17 protein-coding genes are annotated in these 21,250 nt (G+C 64.8%); 1 reads left to right on the plus strand and 16 read right to left on the minus strand.

Features of this window, described 5'->3' with window-relative positions; translation table 11 throughout:
* Positions 1–213: 213 nt before the first annotated feature.
* From THIARS_RS02155 to THIARS_RS02205, 11 genes are all read right to left on the minus strand, one after another.
* A complete protein-coding gene (locus tag THIARS_RS02155; RefSeq protein ID WP_094159267.1) occupies positions 214–1,776 on the minus strand; it encodes a GGDEF domain-containing protein in 1,563 nt (520 codons plus the stop codon).
* Between the two features lie 108 nt (positions 1,777–1,884).
* Positions 1,885–3,183, minus strand: coding sequence for a 4-aminobutyrate--2-oxoglutarate transaminase (gabT, locus tag THIARS_RS02160; protein WP_094159268.1), 1,299 nt, complete (start codon positions 3,181–3,183; stop codon positions 1,885–1,887).
* A 25-nt stretch (positions 3,184–3,208) separates the two neighbouring features.
* Positions 3,209–4,723 carry an aldehyde dehydrogenase gene (locus THIARS_RS02165; RefSeq protein ID WP_094159269.1) on the minus strand — a complete coding sequence of 505 codons (1,515 nt, stop codon included), beginning with the start codon at positions 4,721–4,723 and terminating at the stop codon, positions 3,209–3,211.
* A gap of 88 nt (positions 4,724–4,811) precedes the next feature.
* Positions 4,812–6,182 carry a DUF3138 family protein gene (locus THIARS_RS02170; RefSeq protein WP_094159270.1) on the minus strand — a complete coding sequence of 457 codons (1,371 nt, stop codon included), beginning with the start codon at positions 6,180–6,182 and terminating at the stop codon, positions 4,812–4,814.
* 32 nt (positions 6,183–6,214) lie between these two features.
* On the minus strand, positions 6,215–7,099 hold the full coding sequence (locus tag THIARS_RS02175; RefSeq protein WP_094159271.1) for an ABC transporter permease: 885 nt from the start codon (positions 7,097–7,099) through the stop codon (positions 6,215–6,217).
* On the minus strand, positions 7,096–8,022 hold the full coding sequence (locus THIARS_RS02180) for an ABC transporter permease subunit (protein WP_094159272.1): 927 nt from the start codon (positions 8,020–8,022) through the stop codon (positions 7,096–7,098). Before THIARS_RS02180 ends, THIARS_RS02175 begins: the two co-directional genes overlap by 4 nt.
* Positions 8,023–8,034: 12 nt before the next feature.
* On the minus strand, positions 8,035–9,156 hold the full coding sequence (locus THIARS_RS02185; RefSeq protein WP_094159273.1) for an ABC transporter ATP-binding protein: 1,122 nt from the start codon (positions 9,154–9,156) through the stop codon (positions 8,035–8,037).
* 70 nt (positions 9,157–9,226) lie between these two features.
* The gene (locus tag THIARS_RS02190; protein WP_094159274.1) at positions 9,227–10,381 is read right to left on the minus strand and encodes an extracellular solute-binding protein; all 1,155 of its coding nucleotides are present in this window, start codon (positions 10,379–10,381) and stop codon (positions 9,227–9,229) included.
* 122 nt (positions 10,382–10,503) lie between these two features.
* On the minus strand, positions 10,504–11,904 hold the full coding sequence (locus THIARS_RS02195; protein WP_094159275.1) for an aspartate aminotransferase family protein: 1,401 nt from the start codon (positions 11,902–11,904) through the stop codon (positions 10,504–10,506).
* A 73-nt stretch (positions 11,905–11,977) separates the two neighbouring features.
* A complete protein-coding gene (locus THIARS_RS02200; RefSeq protein ID WP_094160572.1) occupies positions 11,978–13,357 on the minus strand; it encodes a glutamine synthetase family protein in 1,380 nt (459 codons plus the stop codon).
* A 96-nt stretch (positions 13,358–13,453) separates the two neighbouring features.
* On the minus strand, positions 13,454–14,245 hold the full coding sequence (locus THIARS_RS02205; RefSeq protein WP_094159276.1) for a gamma-glutamyl-gamma-aminobutyrate hydrolase family protein: 792 nt from the start codon (positions 14,243–14,245) through the stop codon (positions 13,454–13,456).
* Between the two features lie 318 nt (positions 14,246–14,563).
* On the opposite strand from THIARS_RS02205, the gene pdxR reads away from it, so the two are divergent.
* Positions 14,564–16,144 (plus strand): MocR-like pyridoxine biosynthesis transcription factor PdxR, encoded by a 1,581-nt coding sequence (pdxR, locus tag THIARS_RS02210; protein ID WP_094159277.1) that lies wholly within the window; start codon positions 14,564–14,566, stop codon positions 16,142–16,144.
* A gap of 14 nt (positions 16,145–16,158) precedes the next feature.
* Here the strand turns inward: pdxR and THIARS_RS02215 are convergent, their stop codons facing one another.
* The 5 genes from THIARS_RS02215 to THIARS_RS02235 all read right to left on the minus strand — a co-directional run bounded on the left by THIARS_RS02215 (position 16,159) and on the right by THIARS_RS02235 (position 20,967).
* Positions 16,159–16,869: an ABC transporter ATP-binding protein gene (locus THIARS_RS02215; protein WP_094159278.1), complete on the minus strand. Its 711-nt coding sequence runs from the start codon at positions 16,867–16,869 to the stop codon at positions 16,159–16,161.
* Complete coding sequence (locus THIARS_RS02220; RefSeq protein ID WP_094159279.1) at positions 16,866–17,615, minus strand: ABC transporter ATP-binding protein; 750 nt, start codon at positions 17,613–17,615, stop codon at positions 16,866–16,868. The genes THIARS_RS02215 and THIARS_RS02220 overlap by 4 nt, the downstream gene beginning before the upstream one ends.
* A gap of 142 nt (positions 17,616–17,757) precedes the next feature.
* Positions 17,758–18,759, minus strand: coding sequence for a branched-chain amino acid ABC transporter permease (locus THIARS_RS02225; RefSeq protein ID WP_186436538.1), 1,002 nt, complete (start codon positions 18,757–18,759; stop codon positions 17,758–17,760).
* Positions 18,756–19,625, minus strand: coding sequence for a branched-chain amino acid ABC transporter permease (locus THIARS_RS02230; RefSeq protein WP_094159280.1), 870 nt, complete (start codon positions 19,623–19,625; stop codon positions 18,756–18,758). Before THIARS_RS02230 ends, THIARS_RS02225 begins: the two co-directional genes overlap by 4 nt.
* An 82-nt stretch (positions 19,626–19,707) precedes the next feature.
* Entirely contained in the window at positions 19,708–20,967 is a 1,260-nt protein-coding gene (locus THIARS_RS02235; RefSeq protein ID WP_094159281.1) for an ABC transporter substrate-binding protein, read from the minus strand.
* Between the last annotated feature and the right edge of the window lie 283 nt (positions 20,968–21,250).

Genomic DNA, 21,250 nt, shown 5'->3' on the forward strand with positions numbered 1-21,250 from the left:
CTTCGACTTTTTGCCGCGATGGGCGCTGCCGCGCCTTGAGAGGCGCGGCCTGTGCCGGCTACGCGGGCATCGGGAACTGGACCTTGGCCGGGAGCGATCCCGGCCTTTTTTCTTTCCCCACCATCAAAGCAAGCAAGGGTGGCGCGGCAGGCCCGATGCGGCGCCTCAGCGGCACCGAAGACGCCGCATCGCGACGCGATGGCCTGCCCATCCTCAGACCGCGAGACTCACCCGGTTGCGTCCTGCCTGCTTGGCCGCGTACATGGCCCGGTCCGCGCGGCTCAACGCGTCGTCGATGCGCTGTTCAGACTCCAGCACCTGGCTCACCCCGATGCTCAGACTCACCTGGAGCGTCACCTCGCCGCAGCGCAGCTCCTGGGCGACAACGCGGGCGCGGATGCGCTCGGCGATGTCGCCCGCCCGCTGCAGCGAAGCGCCGGATATCAGGCAGGCAAACTCCTCGCCCCCGACGCGTGCCAGTACGGCCGTTTCGCAAAGGGCAGTCTGGATGGCGAGTCCCATCTGTCTCAGGACCTGGTCGCCCACGCCGTGGCCATGGGTGTCGTTGATGCGCTTGAAATGATCGGCGTCGATGAGCAAGACCGTCAGCGCCCCACCACTGGCGCGCGCGGCCTGGAGCTGCGCCGAGGCCTCGGCGAAAAAACCGCGACGGTTGAGCAACCCGGTCAAGGGATCGGTGTGGGCCAGGCGCTGCAGTTCGCGCTCGTAGGTCTTGCGCGCGGTGATTTCCACCAGGCTGGTGATGATGGCCGGCTCGCCGTGGAACTGCAGCAGCGCCGATGACAGCATCACGTCCACCGGCTTGTCTTCGGTGGTCTTGAGGCGCACGTCCAAGGGGCCGATGCGGCCATCGCGCGCCAGGATTTCGCGCTGCTGGGCAAACTGTTCCTCGCTGACGAAAAAATCCGCGCTGAATGGAATGAGCCCGGCACGCGCTTTGCCAACCGGGTCCAGCAAGTTTTCGGCTGCCTGGTTGTAATGCAGCACGCGCCCGTCCAACTGGCGCGTGAGCACCATGGGAATCGGCGTGATATCGAACAAGCGGCGCAGACTTTCCTCGCCGACGAGCGCGCGCTGCTCGGCGTCGAGGCGTTCGGCCACCTCGCGGCGCAGGTGCTGCCGGTCCAACCAGTTCAGGCGCTGCATACGGTTGAACTGCACTGCGATCTGCCAGCCGGCGAAATTGACGAAAGCCAGCAGCACGGCCACGATGCTGGTGACCTTGGGCTGGGCGTGCAGCACAAACACCGCTTCGAGCAGGAACAACAGGGTGAAGGCGGGGCCAAGCCACAGCGAGACCGAACTCAGCGCCGGGGCATAGGCATACAGCGCGATGACCAGCAGCAGCGCGGTGATGGCGTGGTAGTCGACCGCTCCGCCATAGGCCGCCACCACCAACAGGAAAATGGCGACGATCGCGCCCTCGAAGACCGAAAGCGCGCGCGTCAAGATCTGGGAAGCAGGCGCCTCGCGGCGGCGCCCGAGCCGGACGAGATGCACGCCGAGGCCGACCACCACGAAACGCAACGCCAGAATGCCGAAAAACGCGGGCGAGGCCCCCAGCACCGTGAAATCAGTGATGGCCGCCAGCATGAAAGCCACCGTCCCCCAGAGCCCGATGCTGCGCAGGCGTGCACCGACGTAATCCCACTCGCCGCGCAGGAACTCCCGCTCCTCATCGGCGTGCGCGAACAGTCCGTTGCGCCTCAAGGGGCTGCGGACCTGATCCCAGGCGATGAGGGTGTCTGGCGTCATGGATCGTGGCGGTGCGTCTCCGACCCATGGTAAGGTAAGCTCGTCACAGCAAGCCGGTGACTGCAGGTCTGCAGTCACCGGAAGGGGCGTTTAGGGCGTGAACAAACCCTAGGCCGCAAGCAGCGCCGCTTGCAGAATGTCCAGCCCCTCGGCAAATACCGCCTCGGAAATCGTGAGCGGAAACAGGAAGCGCAGCACGTTGCCGTGCACCCCACAGGTCAACAGAATCAGCCCCCGGTCCAGCGCTTGCTGCTGCACTCTTTTGGTGAATTCGGCGTCGGGCGCTCCGGCTTGGGACGGCCCGGCGGCGGGGTGGTTGAACTCCACGGCGACCATCGCGCCCAGCCCGCGAATGTCCGCGATTTGCGGCACCCGCGCGCGCAGGGCCTGGAGCCGCGCCTTGAGCGTGTCGCCGAGGTGCTGGCCGCGCGCGGGCAGGTTTTCGTCGCGCATGACGTCGATGACGGCGAGCGCGGCGGCGACGGCCAGCGGGTTGCCGGCATAGGTGCCACCGAGGCCGCCGGGGGCGGGAGCGTCCATGATCTCCGCGCGGCCGGTCACGGCCGATAGCGGCGTGCCGGCGGCCAGGGACTTGGCGATGGTCATGATGTCGGGCAGCACGCCGGTCTGCTCGACGTAGTGTTCCATCGCGAACAGCCTGCCGGTGCGGCCGAATCCAGTCTGCACCTCGTCGGCGATCAGCACGATGCCATGCGTGTCGCACAGCGCGCGCAGCCACTTCACGGCCTCGGCCTGGATGACGTTGAAGCCGCCCTCGCCCTGGATGGGCTCGAAGATGATCGCGGCGACGCGCGAGGGCTCGATGTCGGCCTTGAACAGGTGCTCGACGGCCTTCTTGGTCTCGTCCAGCGACACCCCTTGGCCGGGGAACGGGACGTGATAGATCTCCGGCGGGAAGGGGCCGAAGCCGGCCTTGTACGGCTGCACCTTGCCGGTGAGCGACACGGCGAACAGGCTGCGCCCATGGAAAGCGCCGCCGAAGGCGATCACGCCCGCGCGCTTGGTGTACGAGCGCGCGATTTTGATGGCGTTCTCCACCGCCTCGGCCCCGGTCGAGAACAGCGCGGTCTTCTTCGGAAAGTCGCCGGGCGTCAGCGCGTTGAGCTTCTCGGCCAGCGCCACGTAGCCCTCGTACGGCACGACCTGATAACAAGTGTGGGTGAAGCGCTGCAGCTGCTCCTGGATGGCGGCGACGATTTTCGGATGGCGATGCCCGGTATTGAGCACCGCGATGCCCCCGGCGAAGTCGATGTAGCGACGGCCCTCGACATCCCAGAGTTCGGCGCCCTCGGCACGGTCGGCATAAAAACCGGCCATCACGCCGACGCCGCGCGGCGTGGCCGCGGCCCTGCGGGCTTGCAGTTGTTCGTTGCGGGAATGGTTCATGGTGGTTCCTTGAAAATCGCCCGTCTCAGGCCGCGTCGATGCGCATCCAGGTGGTCTTGAGTTCGGTGTATTTGTCGAAGGCGTGCAGCGACTTGTCGCGCCCGTTGCCCGATTGCTTGACGCCGCCGAAGGGCACGGTGATGTCGTCCTCGTCGTACTGGTTCACGTGCACGGTGCCCACGTGCAGCGCACGCGACACGCGCACCGCGCGGTCGATGTGCCGGGTCCAGACGCCCGCGTGCAGGCCGTAGTCGCTGGCGTTGGCCAGCGCGACCGCCTCGGCCTCGGTCTTGAAGCGGATCACCGACAGCACGGGGCCGAAAATCTCTTCCCGCGCGATTTTCATGCTGTTGCGCACATGATCGAACACGGTCGGCTCGACATACTGCCCGCCCGTGTGCTCCAGCGCCCGGCAGCCGCCGGCGACACAGGCCGCGCCTTCCGCCAGGCCGGCTTCGATATAGCCCATCACGGTCCGGGTCTGGCCCTCGTCGACCAGGGCGCCCAGCACGGTCTTGGGATCGAGCGGATCGGCCGGGGCGTATTGCGGCGCCAGCGCCTTGAGCTTCGCGACGAAAGCGTCGGCTATCCCTTCCTCCACCAGCAGACGCGACGGCGCGTTGCACGACTCGCCCTGGTTGTAGAACATGCTGCCGGCCGCGGTGGCGGCGGCGCGGTCGAGGTCGTCGAAGTCGGCGAACACGATGTTGGCCGACTTGCCGCCGAGTTCGTTGTACACGCGCTTGAGGTTGCTGCGGCTCGCGTAGTCCAACATGCGCCGGCCGGTGCGGGTGGAGCCGGTGAAGCCGATGGCGTCCACGTCCATGTGCAGCGCCAGCGCCTCGCCCGCCTCGTGCCCATAACCCGGCACGACGTTGAACACGCCTTCGGGCAGCCCGGCCTCGAGCGCCAGTTCGGCCAGGCGCAGCGCGGTCAGCGGAGATTTCTCGCTGGGCTTGAGCACCACACTGTTGCCCGCGGCCAGCGCGGGGCCGAGCTTCCACGAAGCCATGAGCATGGGATAGTTCCACGGCACGATGGCGCCGACCACCCCCACCGGCTCGCGCGTGACGAGGGCCAGCGCGTCATGCCCGGTGGGGGCGATCTCGTCGTAGATCTTGTCCACCGCCTCGCCGAACCACTGGATGCAACGCGCCGCCGCCGGCACGTCGGTGGACAGGCTGTTGCGGATCGGCTTGCCCATGTCCAGGGTTTCGAGCAATGCCAGCTCGTCCCTTGCGGCGCGCATCCGCTCGGCAAAGGCCAGCATGACCTTCTTGCGCGCGGCGGGCGGCCTGCCCGCCCAGCGACGGTCGTTGAACGCGGCGCGCGCGGCTTCCACCGCGCGATCGACGTCGGCCTGCTTGCCGCGCGCGACACGGGCGATGACCTTGCCGTCGATCGGCGAGATGCAATCGAACAAGTCGCCGTCGGTGGCGTTGAAGCGCTGGCCGTTGACGAGCATGCGGCCGTCGATGCCGGCGGCGATGCGGTCGGCGGCGCGGGCGTGCCAGAGGTCGCGGGGGTTGGGGGCGTTCATGCGGATCTCCGTGGTCACGAGGCCGGGGAAAGGCCCCGGAAAAAATCGGCCGGTCTGTGCCGGCCTTGTGTGGGGTTGCGAAGCAGGGTCAGAAGCTCACCACCAGCGACGCGGCCAGCAGATTGTTGTCCTTCTTGTAGGTGCCGTCGGACACGTTGTAGAAGGTGTTGAGGTTGGAGCGGTCGTAACGGTACTCCATCTTCAAGGTGGTCGACTGGGTCAGCAGGTAGTTCCAGCCGAGCGAAAGGGCGTAGCGATTGGCGCCGGTGTTGGGGTCGACCACACTCCACGTGCCAGCGGCCGGGTCATAGACCTGGCCCGGGCCGAAACCGTTGTTCCCATCCTGATATCCGACCAGATAACCACCAACCAAGCCACCGCCGTTCTTCGAATCGTTCAAATAATCGAAGCGGGCAAAACCAAGGAAGCGCGGGGTGAAGTTGTAGGTGGCCAAACCGGACAGGCCGTACCACTTCGCCGTGTCGCCGTTGTAGGCGGCGCCCGTCTGCTGGCCGGCACTGACTTGCCCGTAATAGCCCCAGTTGCCCTTGTTGTAGTAGCCATCGACCTCAAACATCGCCGTGCTGGACGTGCCGCTGGGGAAGGCCGCGGTATTGGCATTGGGCACCTTGCCCACCAACCCCCAGAATCCAACTCCCGCACTATCGTAGCCGGGAATGCTGTAGTCGGCGCGGAACACCAGCGCAGGGGCTCGGCCGCCGTTGCCGCCGTAGTAGTAGCGCGGCGAGTTCACGTTGGCCAGCATCGTCTTCCACTCCCAGTTGCCGCTGGTCATATCCAAGCCGACACCCGTGTAGGCGGTGACCTCGGCGAAATCGAACAGCAGGTTGTGGGTGATGGTCTTGGTCTGGTTGTCCCAGGTGTACTCATAGCCTTCCCAGTCGGGAATCTGGCCGGCAATAAGTTTGGTGCTGTCATTGAGCGGCAAGGCCACCGAGGCCTCATGCACGATGGATTGGCCGTTCATCAATGTTCCCGCGCCACGGTCTGGCGCCAGGGTCAGGTTCCACTTGGTTCCGCCCTCGGTCACCTTCTGGAACTGGATGTAGGCCCCGCCAAAATAGGAATTGTCATAGTTGTAGAGCGTCCCATTGCTCGGGCTACCGTTCGACCTGTTGAGGAATACGAACGAACTCGCCTGCTGATCCTGGTTATACACATAAGCCGGCGCAATCATGCCGGTGACGGTCAGACCCTTGAGACCCGACTTGTCGGTCTGCTGCTTGATGCCGCTGACCTGCACGTCCGCGTGGTTGGCCACCTGCGCGGCCTCTTCGGTGGCCTTTTGGTTGGCCTGAACCTGTGCTTCGAGCTGCTGCACCTTGGCCTTGAGGGCGTCGATTTCCTTGAGGATGTCGGCGTTCGTGTCGGCCATGGCGATGGCCGGCGCGAAGCCGAGGCTGAGCGTCAATATCGACAATCTGAACTTCTTCTGCATGGTCTTCTCCCTGAGCGAACGTTGTGAACGGACTACGACAAAACGGTTCCGGTATCCCCCGCATGGATGGCCGGATGGAAATCCATTTGCTGTCGGTACGCGTCGGCGCTTTCCTTGGCGCGCAAGCGCTCGCGCCTGGCCATGAGAACGCTGCTGATGGCCACGGCGACGATGACGAGGTAGACGGTGATGGCGCCCACCACGTTGATGGTCGGGCTCAGGCCCAGGCGGGCGCGCGAGAAGATGACCACCGGCAAGGTGGTGCTGCCAGGCCCCGACAGGAAAGCGGAAATCACCACCTCGTCGAGCGAAAGCGAGAACGCCAGCAGCCAGGCCGAGGCGAGGGCCTGCGAGATGGACGGCAGCGTGACCAGCATGAACACCTGGAAGGGACGCGCGCCGAGATCCATGGCCGCCTCCTCGATGGATTGGTCCATCTCCTTCAGGCGCGACTGCACGACCACGGTGGCGTAGGAGATGGCCATCACGGTATGCCCGATGAAAATGGTGAAAAAGCCCTTCTGGGGAAAACCGATGGCCTTTTGCACGGTGACGAAAAACAGCAGCAAGGCCAGTGCGATGACCACCGTCGGCATGACCAGGGGAATGTTGATCATGAAGTTCAGCAGGCCCTTGCCGCGAAAACGGCGATAGCGCGTGAGCGCGAACGCGGCGAGCGTGCCCAGGACCACCGAGGTCGTCGCGGTGGCCAGGGCCACCTTGAGCGAAAGCATGAGCCCGCTGATGACTTCGTGGTCATGCACGACGGCGCCGTACCACTTCAGGGTCCAGCCCCCCCAGATGGTGACCATGCGCGAATCGTTGAACGAGTACACCACCAGGACGACGATGGGCAGGTAAAGAAAGACGTAGACCAGGGTCATCCAGGTCATGGGGACGGCCATGGAGCGTTTCATCGCGCCGCCTCCATGGTCTTGGTCTGGTATTTGTTGAAGATGGCGATGGGCACGAGGATGAGGGCGATCATCACGATGGCCACGGCGGAAGCCCGCTGCCAGTCGAGGTTGGCGAAGAACTCGTTCCACATCACGCGGCCGATGTTGAGCGTGGACGGGCCGGCGAGCAATTCGGGAATGACGTACTCGCCCACGGCCGGAATGAACACCAGAAGGGAGCCGGCGATGATGCCGGAACGCGACAGCGGAACCGTCACCAGCCAGAAGGTTTTGAGTGGCGTGGCGCCCAGATCGGCTGCGGCCTCGATCAGGCGCGTGTCCATCTTCACCAGCGTGGCGTAGAGCGGCAGGATCATGAACGGGATGTAGCCGTAGACCATGCCGATCATGAACGAGAACTCGGTGAACATCATGCGCAGCGGCGTGTGGATGATGCCGGCCCACATGAGGAACTGGTTGATCAGGCCGTTGACGTCGAGCAGGTTTTTCCAGGCGTAGATGCGGATGAGGAAGGAAGTCCAGAACGGCAGCATCACCAGCATCAGCAGGCCCGGGCGCACGCTCGGGTTGGCCCGCGCCATGAAATAGGCAAAGGGGTAGCCGATCGCCAGGCACAACACCGTGGTGAGGAAGGCATACCAGAGCGACGACAGATACGTGAGGATGTAGAGGTTGTCGCGCAACAGCGCGAGGTAAGCGCCGAAACGCAGCTTGAACTGCAGGCTGTCGTTGGCATAGGAGATGATCGGCTCGAATCCGATGCCCAGGGCATTGCTCTCGGACAGGCTGATCTTCAGCAGGATGAAAAAGGGCGCCAGCAGGAAGGCGACGAGCCAGAGCTGCGGCGAGCCGATGACGGCCAGCCGACCCCAGTTCAGAGGTTTCCTGGGCTGCTTGCCTGTGGGATTGCCGAGGTCGTTCATGGCGATGCGATCTCAGTCGACGATGACCACCGGGGAGGTGTCGGCCCAGCTCGCGGTGACCGTGGCCCCGACCTCGAAGGGATCCGCATGACGATCGGCGTTGGACACCGTCACGCGCATGCGCCGTTGCGTCGGCAGCAGCAATTCGTACATCGTGTAGCTGCCCATGTACGAGCGCCCGGAAATCACGCCCTGCATGGCGTTGTTGGCCTGGGGCTGGCTGCCGGGCCTGAGCACGATCTTCTCGGGCCGCAGCGCGACGTTGAGTTCCATGCCCAGCGCCCCCGCGATGCCATGGCCGATGTGGAACAGGCCTTCGTCTGTCTGGACCTCGCAATGGTCGGGCTCGTCCGTGACGAGACGGCCCTCGAACAGGTTGACGTTGCCGATGAAATCGGCGACGAAGCGGGTCTGCGGATGCTCGTAGATCTCGCTCGGCGTGCCCAGTTGCAGGAAGCATCCCTCGCGCATCACGGCAATGCGATCGGCCATGGTCATGGCCTCCTCCTGGTCGTGCGTGACCATCACGCACGTCACGCCGACCTTGCGCAGAATGCTCACGAGCTCGAGTTGGGTGCGTTCGCGCAGCTTCTTGTCCAGCGCGGCCAGAGGCTCGTCGAGCAACAGCAGATTGGGCCGCTTGGCCAGGCTGCGCGCCAGCGCCACGCGCTGCTGCTGCCCGCCCGACAGCTGGTGCGGCTTGCGCTTGGCATAGGGTTTGAGTTGAACCAGTTCGAGCATCTCCTCGACGCGCTGCGTGACCGCGGCCTTGTCCATCTTGTCGCGGCGCAGGCCGAAGGCGATGTTGTCGAACACGGTGAGATGGGGGAACAGGGCGTAGGACTGGAACATCATGTTGATCGGCCGCTCGTAGGGCGGAAGATCGGTGATGTCCTGGCCGGCGAGATGGACGCGTCCGCTGGTTGGCGTCTCGAACCCCGCGAGCATGCGCAGCAGGGTCGACTTGCCGCAACCCGACGAGCCCAGCAGGGCGAAGATTTCACCTTTCTCGATGTCCAGGTCGATATGGTCGACCGCGACCACATCGCCGAAGCTCTTGGTCACCGCATCGATCTTGAGGAAAGCCCCGCCCGCTGGTGGCCGGGCCGGTGCATGGTTGTTCTGCTCCGGCATGTTGTCGTTCTCTTGACTTGCTCTGGGAAAACTGCCGCCCACGGTCTCCGAAGCGTGGGCGGTACGCGGCTTACAGGCCCGTCTTGAATTTGGTGTAGAGACGGGTGACGAGTCGGCGTTCCTCACTCGTGTAGACCTTGGGCGGGATGAGCTTGCTCATCATGGCCGAGTCGAGGAACACATAGTCGTTGTCCTTCACGCGCGGCAGCACCATGGGCAAAGAGGCCGGAACCGGGTTGGCGTAGTACACCGTATTGGTGTCGGCGGCGCAGACCTTGGGCTGCAGGCGGTAGTTGAGGAACTTGTAGGCGTTGTCGATGTGCTTGGCATCGGCGGGAATGTCCATGGTGTCGATGAAGATGACGGCACCGTGGGTGGGTGGGAACACCTTGATGTCCTGGCCGTTCTTGGCTTCCTTGGCACGGTAGGAGGCAATGCCCATGTCACCCGACCAGCCGAGCGCCGCGCAGATCGAACCGGACGCCATGTCGTTGATGTAGCCGGAGGATGAAAATTCGTTCACGTCTGGACGAATTTTTTGCAGCATGTCCCAGGCCTTCTGGAAATCTTCCGGCTTGTTGGTGCTCTGGGGAATGCCGAGGTAGTTGAACGCGGCCTCCATGATGTCGCCGCCCGAATCCAGGAAGGAGATGCCGCAGGACTTGAGCTTGTTGGCGTAAGTCGGGTCGAACAGCAGCGCCCAGGGATTGGCCGGCATAGGGGTGCTGCCCAGCGCCTTTTTGACCTTCTCGACATTGATGCCGACCGTGGTGTAGCCCCACATCCAGGGGATCAGGTACTTGTTACCAGGATCGACCGTTGCCAGTTGCTTCATCAAGAACGGGTTGAGGTTCTTGTAGTTGGGAATCTTGGACTTGTCGATGGGATGCAGCAGTCCGCCCTTGATATCGATGGCCGCCCAGTTGGACGACGGCACGACAAGGTCATAACCGGTGTCGCCGGCCACCATCTTCGCGAACAGGGTTTCGTTGGAATCGAAGGTGTCGTAGCGCACCTTGATGCCAGTCTCTTTCTCGAAATCCGGCACCGTGGTCGGCGCGATGTAGTCCGACCAGTTGTAGATGTTCAGCACATTGTCGGCGGCTTGCGCCGGCTGGGCGGCGCTGAAGCCCAGGGCGGCCACGCCGATGGCGAAGGCGGACAGCAGCCTGCCCGCGATCGGCGTCTTGGAACGCGATGATTTCAAGCTTGGTTTGGTACGCATCGGAACTCCCCTCTGAAGTTGTCAGACCAGTTGAATGAACTTTTGAGCTAATGCAATATTGATGCCAGTGCCGGTCGATGTTTCCCTGCAAGCCGGCTTGCGCAGCAATATTCAGACGCGGTTTATATCAGCCCCTCGGCCCGCAGGCCAGCGAGGGTGTCGTCGAGGCTGCGCCGGATGCGTGCGATCATGAGGTCGATCTCGTCGTGGGTCATCACCAGCGGCGGCGCGATGATCATGCGCTCCTCCACCGCGCGCATGACCACGCCGTTCTTGAAGCAGTTGTCGCGGCAGCGGTATCCCACGCCAAGATCGGCGTCGAACAGGGTGCGCGCGGCCTTGTCCTTGTAGAGCACAAGTCCCGCCACCATGCCCAGCGACTGTGCATCTCCGGCCAGCGGATGATCGGCCAGGGTCGCGAACTGCCGCGCCAGGTAGGGCGCCGTGTCGGTGGCCACGCGCTGCACCACGCCCTCGCTGCGCAGCGCCTGCACATTGGCGATGGCCACGGCGCAACAAGTCGGGTGCCCGGAATAGGTGAACCCGTGGTTGAAGTCTCCGCCCTGCTCGATGAGCGCGCGCGCGATGCGCTCGCCCACCAGCACGCCGCCCAGCGGCAGGTAGCCCGAGGTGACGCCCTTGGCGAAGGTGATGAGGTCGGGACGCGTGTTGATGTGCGGATGCTGGCAGCCGAACCAGTGGCCCAGGCGGCCGAAGCCGCAGATGACCTCGTCCGACACCAGCAGGATGCCGTACTTGTCGCAGATGCGCTGGATTTCGGGCCAGTAGCTGGCCGGCGGAATGATCACGCCGCCGGCCCCCTGCACCGGCTCGCCGATGAAGGCGGCCACCTGGTCGGCGCCCAGCTCGAGAATCTTGGCCTCCAGCCAGCCCGCCGCGCGCAGGCCGAAGTCATGCTCGCTTTCGCCCGGCTTGCCGTGCTGCAGCTGGTAGGGCTGGTCGATATGGGTGATGCCCGGAATGGGCAGATCGCCCTGCTCGTGCATCCCGCTCATGCCGCCCAGCGAAGCGGCGGCCATGGTGCTGCCGTGATAGGCGTTGTGCCGGCTGATGAGAATCTTGCGCTGCGGCTGGCCCTGCAGGTCCCAGTAGCGGCGCACGAGGCGAATGACCGTGTCGTTGCCCTCGGAGCCGGAGTTGGTGAAGAACACATGCTCGAAGCCCGGCGGGGCAATCTCGCTGAGCAGCGCGGAGAGTTCGGCGGCCGGGGCCGTGGTGGTCTTGAAAAACGCGTTGTAGTAGGGCAGCACCTGCATCTGATGCGTCGCCGCATCGACCAGATCCTGGCGACCGTAGCCGAGGTTGACGCACCACAGGCCCGACATGCCGTCGATGATCTCCTGCCCCTCGGAATCCCAGATGCGCACACCCTCGCCGCGCACGATCACGCGGGCGCCGGCGGCGTTGAGCGAGCGGGTGTCGGTGAAGGGATGGAGATGGTGCGCAGCGTCCTTGGCGCGCAGCGCGGCGGTGTCGAACGTGGGCAGGTCGTTGAGCTTCATGCGGGACTTCCTTGGCGACGGCGCTTTTTGATGGTTTGTCTGGCGCTGGGTTGTGTGAACGGGCTGGCGAAGATCAGACGTGCAGCAGCAAGTGCTCGCGTTCCCACGGGCTGATGACCTTCATGAATTCGGCGTATTCGCTCATCTTCACAGCCTTGTAGATGCCGCAAAAACGTTTGCCCAGGACTTGCTCGATCTCGGGCACCTCGTCCAGCAGGCGCACCGATTCGCTCAGGCTTTGCGGCAACAGGATGGCGTTGCGCGTGTTGTAGGCATTGGTCTTCATCTCGGGCAGCGGCTCGATCTTGTTGACCATCCCCAGGTAGCCGCAGGCCAGGCTCGCTGCCAGCGCCACGTAGGGATTGGCGTCGGCGCCGATCACGCGGTTTTCCATGCGACGGTTCTCGGGCGCGGAATGCGGCACGCGGATGCCCACCGTGCGGTTGTCGTGACCCCATTCGACATTGGTGGGCGCGGCCGTGTTGGCCACCAGGCGGCGGTAGGAGTTCACGTAGGGCGCGAACAGCGCCATGACGTGGGGGATGTACTTCTGCAGGCCGCCGATATAGTGGCCGAAGGCCGCGGAAGCGGTGCCGTCGGGATTGCTGAAGATGTTTTGGCCGGTCTTGCGGTCGACGATGCTCTGGTGCACGTGCATGGCGCTGCCCGGCTCGCCGGCCATGGGTTTGGCCATGAAGGTGGCGAACATATTGTGGCGCAGCGCCGCTTCGCGCAGGGTGCGCTTGAAAAAGAACACCTTGTCGGCCAGATCGAGCGGGTCGCCGTGCAGGAAGTTGATTTCCATCTGGCCGGCGCCGACCTCGTGGATCAGCGTGTCCACGTCGAGGTCCATCGCGTCGCAATAGTCGTAGATGTCCTCGAACAGCGGATCGAACTCGTTCACCGCGTCGATGCTGTAGTGCTGGCGCGAGGTTTCAGCACGCCCGGAGCGGCCCACGGGGGGGCGCAGCGGCTGGTCCGGATCGGTGTTCTTGTCGACGATGTAGAACTCGAGCTCCGGGGCCACCACGGGCGCCCAGCCCTTGTCGGCGTACAGCTTGATGACGTTCTTCAGCACCGAGCGCGGCGCGTAGTCCACCGGCATGCCGTCCTTGAAGTAGCAGTCGTGAATCACCTGCGCCGTCGGATCGACAGCCCAGGGCACCAGCCGCACGGTGGACGGGTCGGGCACCAGGTTCATGTCGCGATCGGTATCGGAGATCAGCGTGTCGATCCTCTCGTCCTCGGGCCAGTTGCCGGTCACGGTCAACCCGATGATGCTCTCGGGCAGGCGCATGCCGCGGTCCTCGGTGAACTTGCTGCGCGGCAGGATCTTGCCGCGCGCCACCCCGGTCAGGTCGGGCACCAGGCACTCGATTTCGGTGATGCGGCGTTCGTTCAACCATCGTTCAAGATCGTTGAAGGTCCACTGTTTTCGGTTGTCGGCATTCATGTTTTGGGGTTCCGGATCGCGTTTCATGCTTGCACCTCGAAGGCTTGGGTCGCTGTGACGATCGCCGGGAGCATGGACGCTCCCGAGCGCGCGTGGTCATTCGGCTTTCGACTCGGGTGGGCGCAGACGCTCACGATTCCGGTTGGCGTGCTCGCGGCAGGCGTCGCCGAAGGCGGCGAAGATGGCGCGGGAGACGGGGTTGCGCGCGGCCTGCCACTCGGGGTGCCACTGCACCGCGAGCAAAAACCCGGGCGCCTTGCGATGCACATAGGCCTCGATCAGGCCGTCGGGCGCGTGGGCCTGGGCGAGCAAATCGGGCGCCAGGGTCTTGATTCCTTGCCCATGCAGGCTGTTGACGTTCCAGGTCGACGCGCCCACCACACGCTCCAGCAAGCTCCCAGGCACGGCTGTGACGGGATGGGCGGGACCGTATTGATCTGCGATGGATTCGGTCTCGTCCTCGCGGTGATCGGCGTAACCGGCCGTGTTGTGCACCTCCTGCAGCAAGGTACCGCCAAGCGCGACGTTGATTTCCTGGAATCCCCGGCAGATGCCGAACACCGGGACGCCGCGCGCGATGGCGGCGCGGATCAGCGGCAGAGTCGTGGCGTCGCGCGCGGGATCGGCCGGCGACGCCGGGTTGTCGAGGGTAGCGCCGTAATGGTGCGGCTCGATGTTCGATGGCGAGCCGGTGAACAGCAGCCCGTGGACGTTATCGAGCAAGGCTTCGACGGGCAGCCTGTCGCCAAAGGAGGGAAGCAGCAGCGGCAAGCAGCCGGCCAGTTCCAGAATCGGGTCAGCGTACTTCTGCGCCACGGCATAGGTCGGATGGCCGGCGAGATTTTTCAGATCGGTGGACACGGCCACCAGGGGCAAGACGGTTTTCATACAAGTGGGTGATGAATGGCTGGACATGATGACTCTGGAGCAAGCGGCTCAAATCCCCAGCCAAGTTTGTCGCCGCCGTTCAAGCTTGCCGACCGGAATGCGAAAAAGCTAGGGTTTTCCATGGGTTAGATCATGCCTTCAATTTGAAGATACGCCAACATTGGCACCTTCGGTAGTGCCACTCTAGGCTTTTTCTGCAGAGCCATTTAAGCTTGACCTCGCACCGCTAGCCGTATACAGCGCCTCGGCGCCTTGTATGCAATGGGGTCTGCGGCCGACACGGCCAGGATACGCGGTCCCTTGCCGCCACTTCCCATCATGCGCTCCTACGATCTCGCCGAACTCCTGCTCACCGAACTGCACCGCGCCGACAGCCCGCACCAGGCGGCGCCGCTCAACCGCCGGCTCTATCACACCCTGCGCGCCACCATCCTGGCAGGTTATCTCACGGCGGGAACGCAATTGCCCTCGACACGGGACCTGGCGCGCGACCTCGACTTGTCGCGCAACACCGTGATGTCGGCGATCAACCAACTCGTGGCCGAAGGCTATCTCACGGCCCAGCAGGGCAGCGGCACCTATGTGTCCGACACCCTGCCCGACCAGCGCCCCTTGACCCCGGCCAGCGCGTCGCGCGCGCGCCAGGCGCGCGACGCAGAGGCCAACCCGCGCGACTTGTCGCAGCGGGGCTGCCTGCTCACGCGCGACTCGGGCGCGGAGCAGTTCGAGGTGCAGCCTTTCGCGCCTGGTGCGCTGGAGTTCACCGAGTTTCCGATCCAGCTGTGGCAGAAGCTGCAGGCCAAATACTGGCGCGGCCTGGACCGCGATCTGCTGGACTACGGTCAGCAGGGCGGCTACATGCCCCTGCGCGCGGCCATTGCGCAGTACCTGACGCTGTCGCGCTCGGTGCGCGTGGAGCCGGAGCAGGTGCTGATCACCTCGGGGACACAGCAGGCGATCGACCTGACGGCGCGCCTGCTCACCGACCATGGCGACGAGGCCTGGGTGGAGAACCCCTGCTACTGGGGCGCGCGCCGCGCCCTGGAGGCCGGCGGGCTCAGGCTGCGCCCCATTGCGGTGGACGCCGAGGGCATCTCCCCGTCGGACTCCGACTGGCAGAGCAACCCGCGCCTGATCTACGTCACCCCCTCGCACCAATACCCGCTGGGCCATGTGATGAGCCTGCAGCGGCGGCGCGCCCTGCTCAAGTTCGCTGCCAGCCGCCGCTGCTGGATTTTCGAGGACGACTACGACAGCGAATTCCGCTACACCGGCCGTCCCTTCGCCAGCCTGCAGGGCCTCGACGAACACGCGCAGGTACTGTACTCGGGCACCTTCTCCAAGGTCATGTACCCCGGCATCCGCCTGGGCTATCTGGTCGTCCCGCGCGACCTGCTGCCCGCTTTCAACACGGGCCTCTACGACATCTACCGCCCCGGCCAGCTCATGCTGCAGGCCGCGCTCACCGACTTCATCAACGAAGGCCACCTGAACACCCTCATCCGGCGCCTGCGCGTGGCCTACCGGGCCCGGCGCGACGAGCTGGCACGGCGCATCCAGCAATGCCTTGGTGACCGCGTCCGCATTTCAGGGCAGGAGTCAGGCCTGCACCTGTGCCTCGTGTTCAACCCGGAATGCGCGGGGGTGGACGACCCCCACGCTGCGCGACCCCCCGAGGGGGCTCACCCCACCTTGGGACGGTCCGGTGGCGGGGTGGACGACACGGCGATTGCCGATGCCGCCACGGCGCACGGCATGTCGGTGCGGCCGCTGTCGCGCTACTACATCGGCGAGCCGCAGCAGCGCGGCCTCATCCTCGGCTACGCCTACGTGCCGACCGAGCGCGTGGCGCCGTGGGCGAAGAAGCTGTGCGAGCTGATCCGCCGCCAGCTCGCCTGAGCGCGGCGCGCCGTTCAGGCCGCGTGCGCCACGCCGGCGAGATGCTCCATGCGCGCGGTGTCGGCGCTGAGTTCCGCCGCCGGCCCGTCATAGGCGACTTCGCCTTCCGACAGCACATACGCCCGGTCGGCCAGTTGCAGAGCGAGGAAGGCGTTCTGCTCCACCAGCAGGACGGAAATGCCCTCGCTCTTCATGCGCGCCACCGTGCGCATGACCTCCTGCACGATGATGGGCGCCAGCCCCTGCGACGGCTCGTCGAGGATGAGCAGCTTGGGGTTGAGCAGCAGGGCGCGGCCGATGGCCAGCATTTCCTGCTCGCCGCCCGACAGGCGGCCGCCTTTGCTGGTGCGCCGCTCGTGCAGGCGCGGAAACAACTTGTAGACGGTGTCGATGGTCCACGGCCCCTTGGTTTCACGCGCCACGAGCAGGTTTTCGTGCACGGTGAGGTGGCCGAAGATCTTGCGCCCCTCCGGAACGTAGCCCACGCCCATGCTGGCGATGCGGGAGGCGGACGTGCCGGTGACGTCCTGCCCGAACAGGCGGACATGCCCTTCGCGCGGCGGCGTCAACCCCATCACGGAGCGCATGGTGGTGGTCTTGCCGGCGCCGTTGCGGCCCAGCAGCGCCACCAGTTCGCCCTCGCCGACCTTGAGCGAAACCCCGTTGAGGATGTGACTCTTGCCGTAATAGGTGTGGATGTTCTCCACCTCGAGAACCATGTTCATGCTGCTTGCCCCAGATAGGCGGCCTGCACCGCCGGGTTGTTGGCGATTTCGTGCGCCGTGCCCTCGGCCAGCATGCTGCCGTTGTCGAGCACGGTGATGCGGTCGGCGATGCCGAACACGATTTCCATGTCGTGCTCGACGAACAGGGTCGTGATGCCCTGCTCCTTGTTCAACCGCCGGATCAGGGCGGTCATGTTCTGCGTCTCCTCGTCGCCCATGCCCGCGGTGGGCTCGTCGAGCAGCAGCAGCTTGGGCTTGCGCGACAACGCGATACCCACCTCGACCACGCGCTGGTCGCCGTGGGAAAGCTCCCCGGCGATGCGGTCGGCCTTGCCGGCGATGCCCACGATTTGCATCAGCTCGTCGACCCGCGCGTCGATGCGCGCGCGCAGCGCGCGCGACATCCACGGCTTGTGGCTGACGCCCATGGCGACCTCGGCGGCGATGCGCAGGTTCTCGTAGACCGAGAGCGACAGGAAGATTTCGGTGATCTGGAAGGTGCGGATGATGCCCTGCCGCACCAGCGAGGCCGGATTCACCTGGCCGATGGGCTGGCCGTCGAACAGGATCTCGCCGCCGCTCGGCGGGAAGAACCCGCTGATGAGGTTGAACAGCGTGGTCTTGCCGGCGCCGTTCGGGCCGATGATGGCGCGCAGCTCGCCGTGGTCCACGTTGATGGAGATGTCCGACAGCGCCTGCAGGGCACCGAAGCGACGCGAAACCGATTGCAGCTGAAGCAGGCTCATGAACGTGCTCCCCCGACGCTGCGCGTCGTCCCTCCAGGAGGGAATTCGCCTTTGAGGCGGCTCTGCAGGCTCATGAGTGCTCCCTTGACGCTGCGCGTCGTCCCTCCAGGAGGGAATTCGCCTTTGAGGCGGCTCTGCAGGCTCATGACCGTTTCCCCTTGCGTTGCACGAAACCCATGATGCCGAGCGGGAAGAACAGCACCGAGAGGATGAAGATCAGCCCGATCACCGACATCCAGTTATCGGTCACCGTGCTGGCGTAATCGCGCACCAGCACGAAAATCGCAGCGCCCACAAAGGGGCCCCAGAAGTTGCGCATGCCGCCGAGCACGGCGATCACCACCAGGTCGCCCGACAAGGTGTTGTTCAGGCTGTTGGGCGACGTGAAGTTGTCGAGCAAGGCGTTCAACCCCCCGGCCAGCGCGACGACGAAGCCCGAGATGGCGAAGGACACCGCCGCATAGCGCTGGACTGGAACGCCCAGGAAGGTCAGCCTCTTCTGGTTTTCGCGAATGGCCACGAACGTGTGGCCGAGCGGCGAGTTCAGCACCACCCACAGCAAGGCGGCGCCCAGCGCAAAGCACAGCAGGACCAGGTAGTAAAAGCCCGTGGACCCCAGGGTCCAGGTCCAGCCCGGGAAGTGGATGGCATGCCGCGAGAAGCCGGTCAACCCGTCATACCCGCCCGTCACGCTCTGCCAGCGAATCGCCAGGAAATAGAACAGCTGACCGATGGCGATGGTGATCATCGCGAAATAGATGCCGCGACGACGCACCGCGATCGGCGCCAGCACCGTGGCCGCCAGGCCCCCGAGCAGGGTTCCGCCGAGGAGCGCCATCGGCACGCTGTGCGTCGCGTACTTGAGCATCAGCCCCACGCCGTAGGAGCCCAGGCCGAAATACGCGGCATGACCGAAGGACAGGCCGCCGGTGAAGCCGAGCAGCAGGTTCAGGCCCATCGCCGCCAGCGCGTAGATCAGCACGCGCGAGGCGATGTCGTTGTAGCCGCCGACATACGGCAGCCAAGCCGGTGCCGCGAGCAGGAGCACGCCCAGCAGGGACGCGCCGAGGCTGGGTTTGCGCCATCCGGAAGACTGGCTGGCGATGGTGGTCGTCGCCAGTTTCGAAACCATCTCGTTTTTCATTCGAGCAAACCCTCCTGGCCCATGATGCCGCGTGGCCTGACCACCAGCATCACACCCATGATGAGATAAATGACCGCCTCACTGGCGGCCGGGAAGTAGGCCGTCGTGATGCCCGACGCCACACCGATGAGCAACCCGCCGAGCAGCGAACCCAGCAGCGATCCGACCCCGCCGACGACGATGGCGACGAACGCGGGCATGAGCAGTCCGTCCCCCATGGTCGGGTCCAGGCCGAGTTGTCCGGCTGCCAGGATGCCGGCCACGCCGGCGAAGATGATGCCGATGACGAAGTTCGCGCTGCGCAGCAGGTAGATGTTGACGCCCATGGCGGACACGGTTTCCAGGTCGGCATTGCCGGCGCGGATGCGGATGCCCAGGCGCGTGTAGCGCAGGATGGCGAACAGCACGCCCGTACCCACCAGCGCCACCGCCACCACGAACACCCGGTAGCCGGTGAGGAAAAAGTAGGTCTGGCTCAACGGGTGGCCGAGGGCTTCGGGAATGGCCAGCGGCACGCCGGTCGCACCCCAGATGGTGCGGATCATGTCCTGCATGATCATCGCCAAGCCGAAGGTCAGCAGCAGGGAATACAGCGGGTCGCGCTTGTACAGGCGGCGGATCAGGAATACTTCCACCACGAGACCCAATGCGCCGGCCAGCAGCGGCGCCACCAGCAGCGCCCCCCAGAAGCCCAGATGCGGCACCAGGCTGTAGGCGAAATACGCCGCCAGCGCCATGAAGGCGCCCTGGGCGAAGTTGATGGTGTTGTTCAGGCCCAGGATCAGGGCCAGGCCGAGTGCCAGGAGTGCGTAAAACGCACCCGTGATCAGCCCATTGAAGGTGTTGAAGACAAGGACGAGATTCAAGGCGAAGCCTCCGGTCCATCAAGACGGGAACCCGCGACGGGGGCCGTTCTCGCCCCCGTCGCGGCCTATGGGCGAACCGGAGTCAGGCGCGCGGCAGAACGCAACCGGTCTGGGACGGCGGCAGCGCCAGCTGTGCGCCCGGCACGATGGACGACACCTCGAACAGGTTCGGATAGGTGCCCGTCTGGATCACGTGTCCGGGGAACATCCCGATCATGAGCTGATGGTCTTCCGCGCGGTAAGCCGGGGCGCCCGGCTGCAACGCGATCTCGGGGGGCAGTACCAAGCCTTCCATGGCCTTGACCACTTTGGCCGTCTCGGTGGACTTGGCGCGCTCCACAGCCAGGCGGATCGCATGGGTGGTGGCATAGCCGAACCAGACGCGGGCGGTCGGATATTCGCCCTTGTTGGCGGCGGCGAAGCGCTTGACGAAATCGGCCACGTGCGGCGTCTTGGGCTGGTTCCAGTACCACTCCATGGTCCACCAGCCGTAGCGCGCCGCCTCGGGCAGGGCCTGCGCCTGCTCGAGTTCGAACAGGGCGCCGCCCACGGCGATGTCCTTGTTGATGCCGAACTGGGCGATCTGCTTCATGCAGTTGACCTGGTCGTTGCCCGCCAGCAGCAGGCACAGCACCTGGGGTGCCTTGGCTTTCACGTCGATCAGATAGGACGAAAAATCGGTCGCGCCCACCGGCACCAGCGCGCTCCCGACGACCGTTCCGCCGACCCGCTTCAACTGGGTCGTGTAGTCGGCCTGCTCGGACTGGCCGAAGGCGTAGTCGGTGGTCAGGAAATACCACTTCTTGCCGAATTTCTTGTACAGGGTCTCGAAGTCCCCGGCGGTCAGCATCCAGGTGGTCGAGCAGGTGCGGAAGGTGGTGGACTTGCACTCCTTTCCGGTCAGGCTGTCGACGTGGCCTCCGGTGCAGACGAAAAGCTTGTTGTGCTGGCTGGCGAATTGCGACACCGCCAGCGACGAGGCCGAGTTCACCGTGCCCATCAGAAAGTCGACCTTGTCCTGGCTCACAAGCCGCGACACCTTGTCGACGCTGGTGCCAGGGTTGCCGGCGCCGTCTTCGACCAGGAGCTGCAAGGGGCGCCCGAGGATGCCCCCCGTCTTGTTGATCTCGGCCTCGGCGAATTGGGCCCCCTTGATTTCGCTGTGGCCCAAGGCGGCGAAGGTGCTGGTGATCGGATCGACCATGCCGATCTTGATCGGCGTCTCGCTGGCGCCCCAGCTCGGCTTGGGTTGCGCCAGCAGCGTGCTCAATCCCGCTGCGCCGGCGACCTTCAGAAAGTCGCGCCGGTCGAAATCGCCCTTGGGCTTGTCCTGTTCATGCATGGTTGTCTCCTTCGTCCTTGTGATGATTCGTTGTCGTCGTTCATGCCATTCGGCGCTGCTGATCCTAAGCCTGGAACCCTGAAACGCAAATAAGGGCTAGCTCGGCTCAAGAGGATAAAGTGAAACTTTAGTATGCAAATGTGAGTTGCCTCATGCCCCAAAATCCGGGTTATCCCGCGCATTTCGGCACGAATTTTTGATCACCAGGATCGGGATCAAAACACTCCTGTCAAAAATGGATTGAATGGCAGCCGAAGCACATCCCCGAGCGTTGAACCGGGAT

The organism is Thiomonas delicata (assembly GCF_900088825.1).
GTDB classification, from domain to species: Bacteria; Pseudomonadota; Gammaproteobacteria; order Burkholderiales; family Burkholderiaceae_C; genus Thiomonas_A; species Thiomonas_A delicata.

Excerpts from the sequence above, each read along its gene's own strand:
- THIARS_RS02155 (WP_094159267.1), bottom strand. The coding sequence starts at position 1,776 with ATGACGCCAGACACCCTCATCGCCTGGGATCAGGTCCGCAGCCCCTTG.
- gabT (WP_094159268.1), bottom strand. The coding sequence starts at position 3,183 with ATGAACCATTCCCGCAACGAACAACTGCAAGCCCGCAGGGCCGCGGCC.
- THIARS_RS02165 (WP_094159269.1), bottom strand. The coding sequence starts at position 4,723 with ATGAACGCCCCCAACCCCCGCGACCTCTGGCACGCCCGCGCCGCCGAC.
- THIARS_RS02170 (WP_094159270.1), bottom strand. The coding sequence starts at position 6,182 with ATGCAGAAGAAGTTCAGATTGTCGATATTGACGCTCAGCCTCGGCTTC.
- THIARS_RS02175 (WP_094159271.1), bottom strand. The coding sequence starts at position 7,099 with ATGAAACGCTCCATGGCCGTCCCCATGACCTGGATGACCCTGGTCTAC.
- THIARS_RS02180 (WP_094159272.1), bottom strand. The coding sequence starts at position 8,022 with ATGAACGACCTCGGCAATCCCACAGGCAAGCAGCCCAGGAAACCTCTG.
- THIARS_RS02185 (WP_094159273.1), bottom strand. The coding sequence starts at position 9,156 with ATGCCGGAGCAGAACAACCATGCACCGGCCCGGCCACCAGCGGGCGGG.
- THIARS_RS02190 (WP_094159274.1), bottom strand. The coding sequence starts at position 10,381 with ATGCGTACCAAACCAAGCTTGAAATCATCGCGTTCCAAGACGCCGATC.
- THIARS_RS02195 (WP_094159275.1), bottom strand. The coding sequence starts at position 11,904 with ATGAAGCTCAACGACCTGCCCACGTTCGACACCGCCGCGCTGCGCGCC.
- THIARS_RS02200 (WP_094160572.1), bottom strand. The coding sequence starts at position 13,357 with ATGAATGCCGACAACCGAAAACAGTGGACCTTCAACGATCTTGAACGA.
- THIARS_RS02205 (WP_094159276.1), bottom strand. The coding sequence starts at position 14,245 with ATGAAAACCGTCTTGCCCCTGGTGGCCGTGTCCACCGATCTGAAAAAT.
- pdxR (WP_094159277.1), top strand. The coding sequence starts at position 14,564 with ATGCGCTCCTACGATCTCGCCGAACTCCTGCTCACCGAACTGCACCGC.
- THIARS_RS02215 (WP_094159278.1), bottom strand. The coding sequence starts at position 16,869 with ATGAACATGGTTCTCGAGGTGGAGAACATCCACACCTATTACGGCAAG.
- THIARS_RS02220 (WP_094159279.1), bottom strand. The coding sequence starts at position 17,615 with ATGAGCCTGCTTCAGCTGCAATCGGTTTCGCGTCGCTTCGGTGCCCTG.
- THIARS_RS02225 (WP_186436538.1), bottom strand. The coding sequence starts at position 18,759 with ATGAAAAACGAGATGGTTTCGAAACTGGCGACGACCACCATCGCCAGC.
- THIARS_RS02235 (WP_094159281.1), bottom strand. The coding sequence starts at position 20,967 with ATGCATGAACAGGACAAGCCCAAGGGCGATTTCGACCGGCGCGACTTT.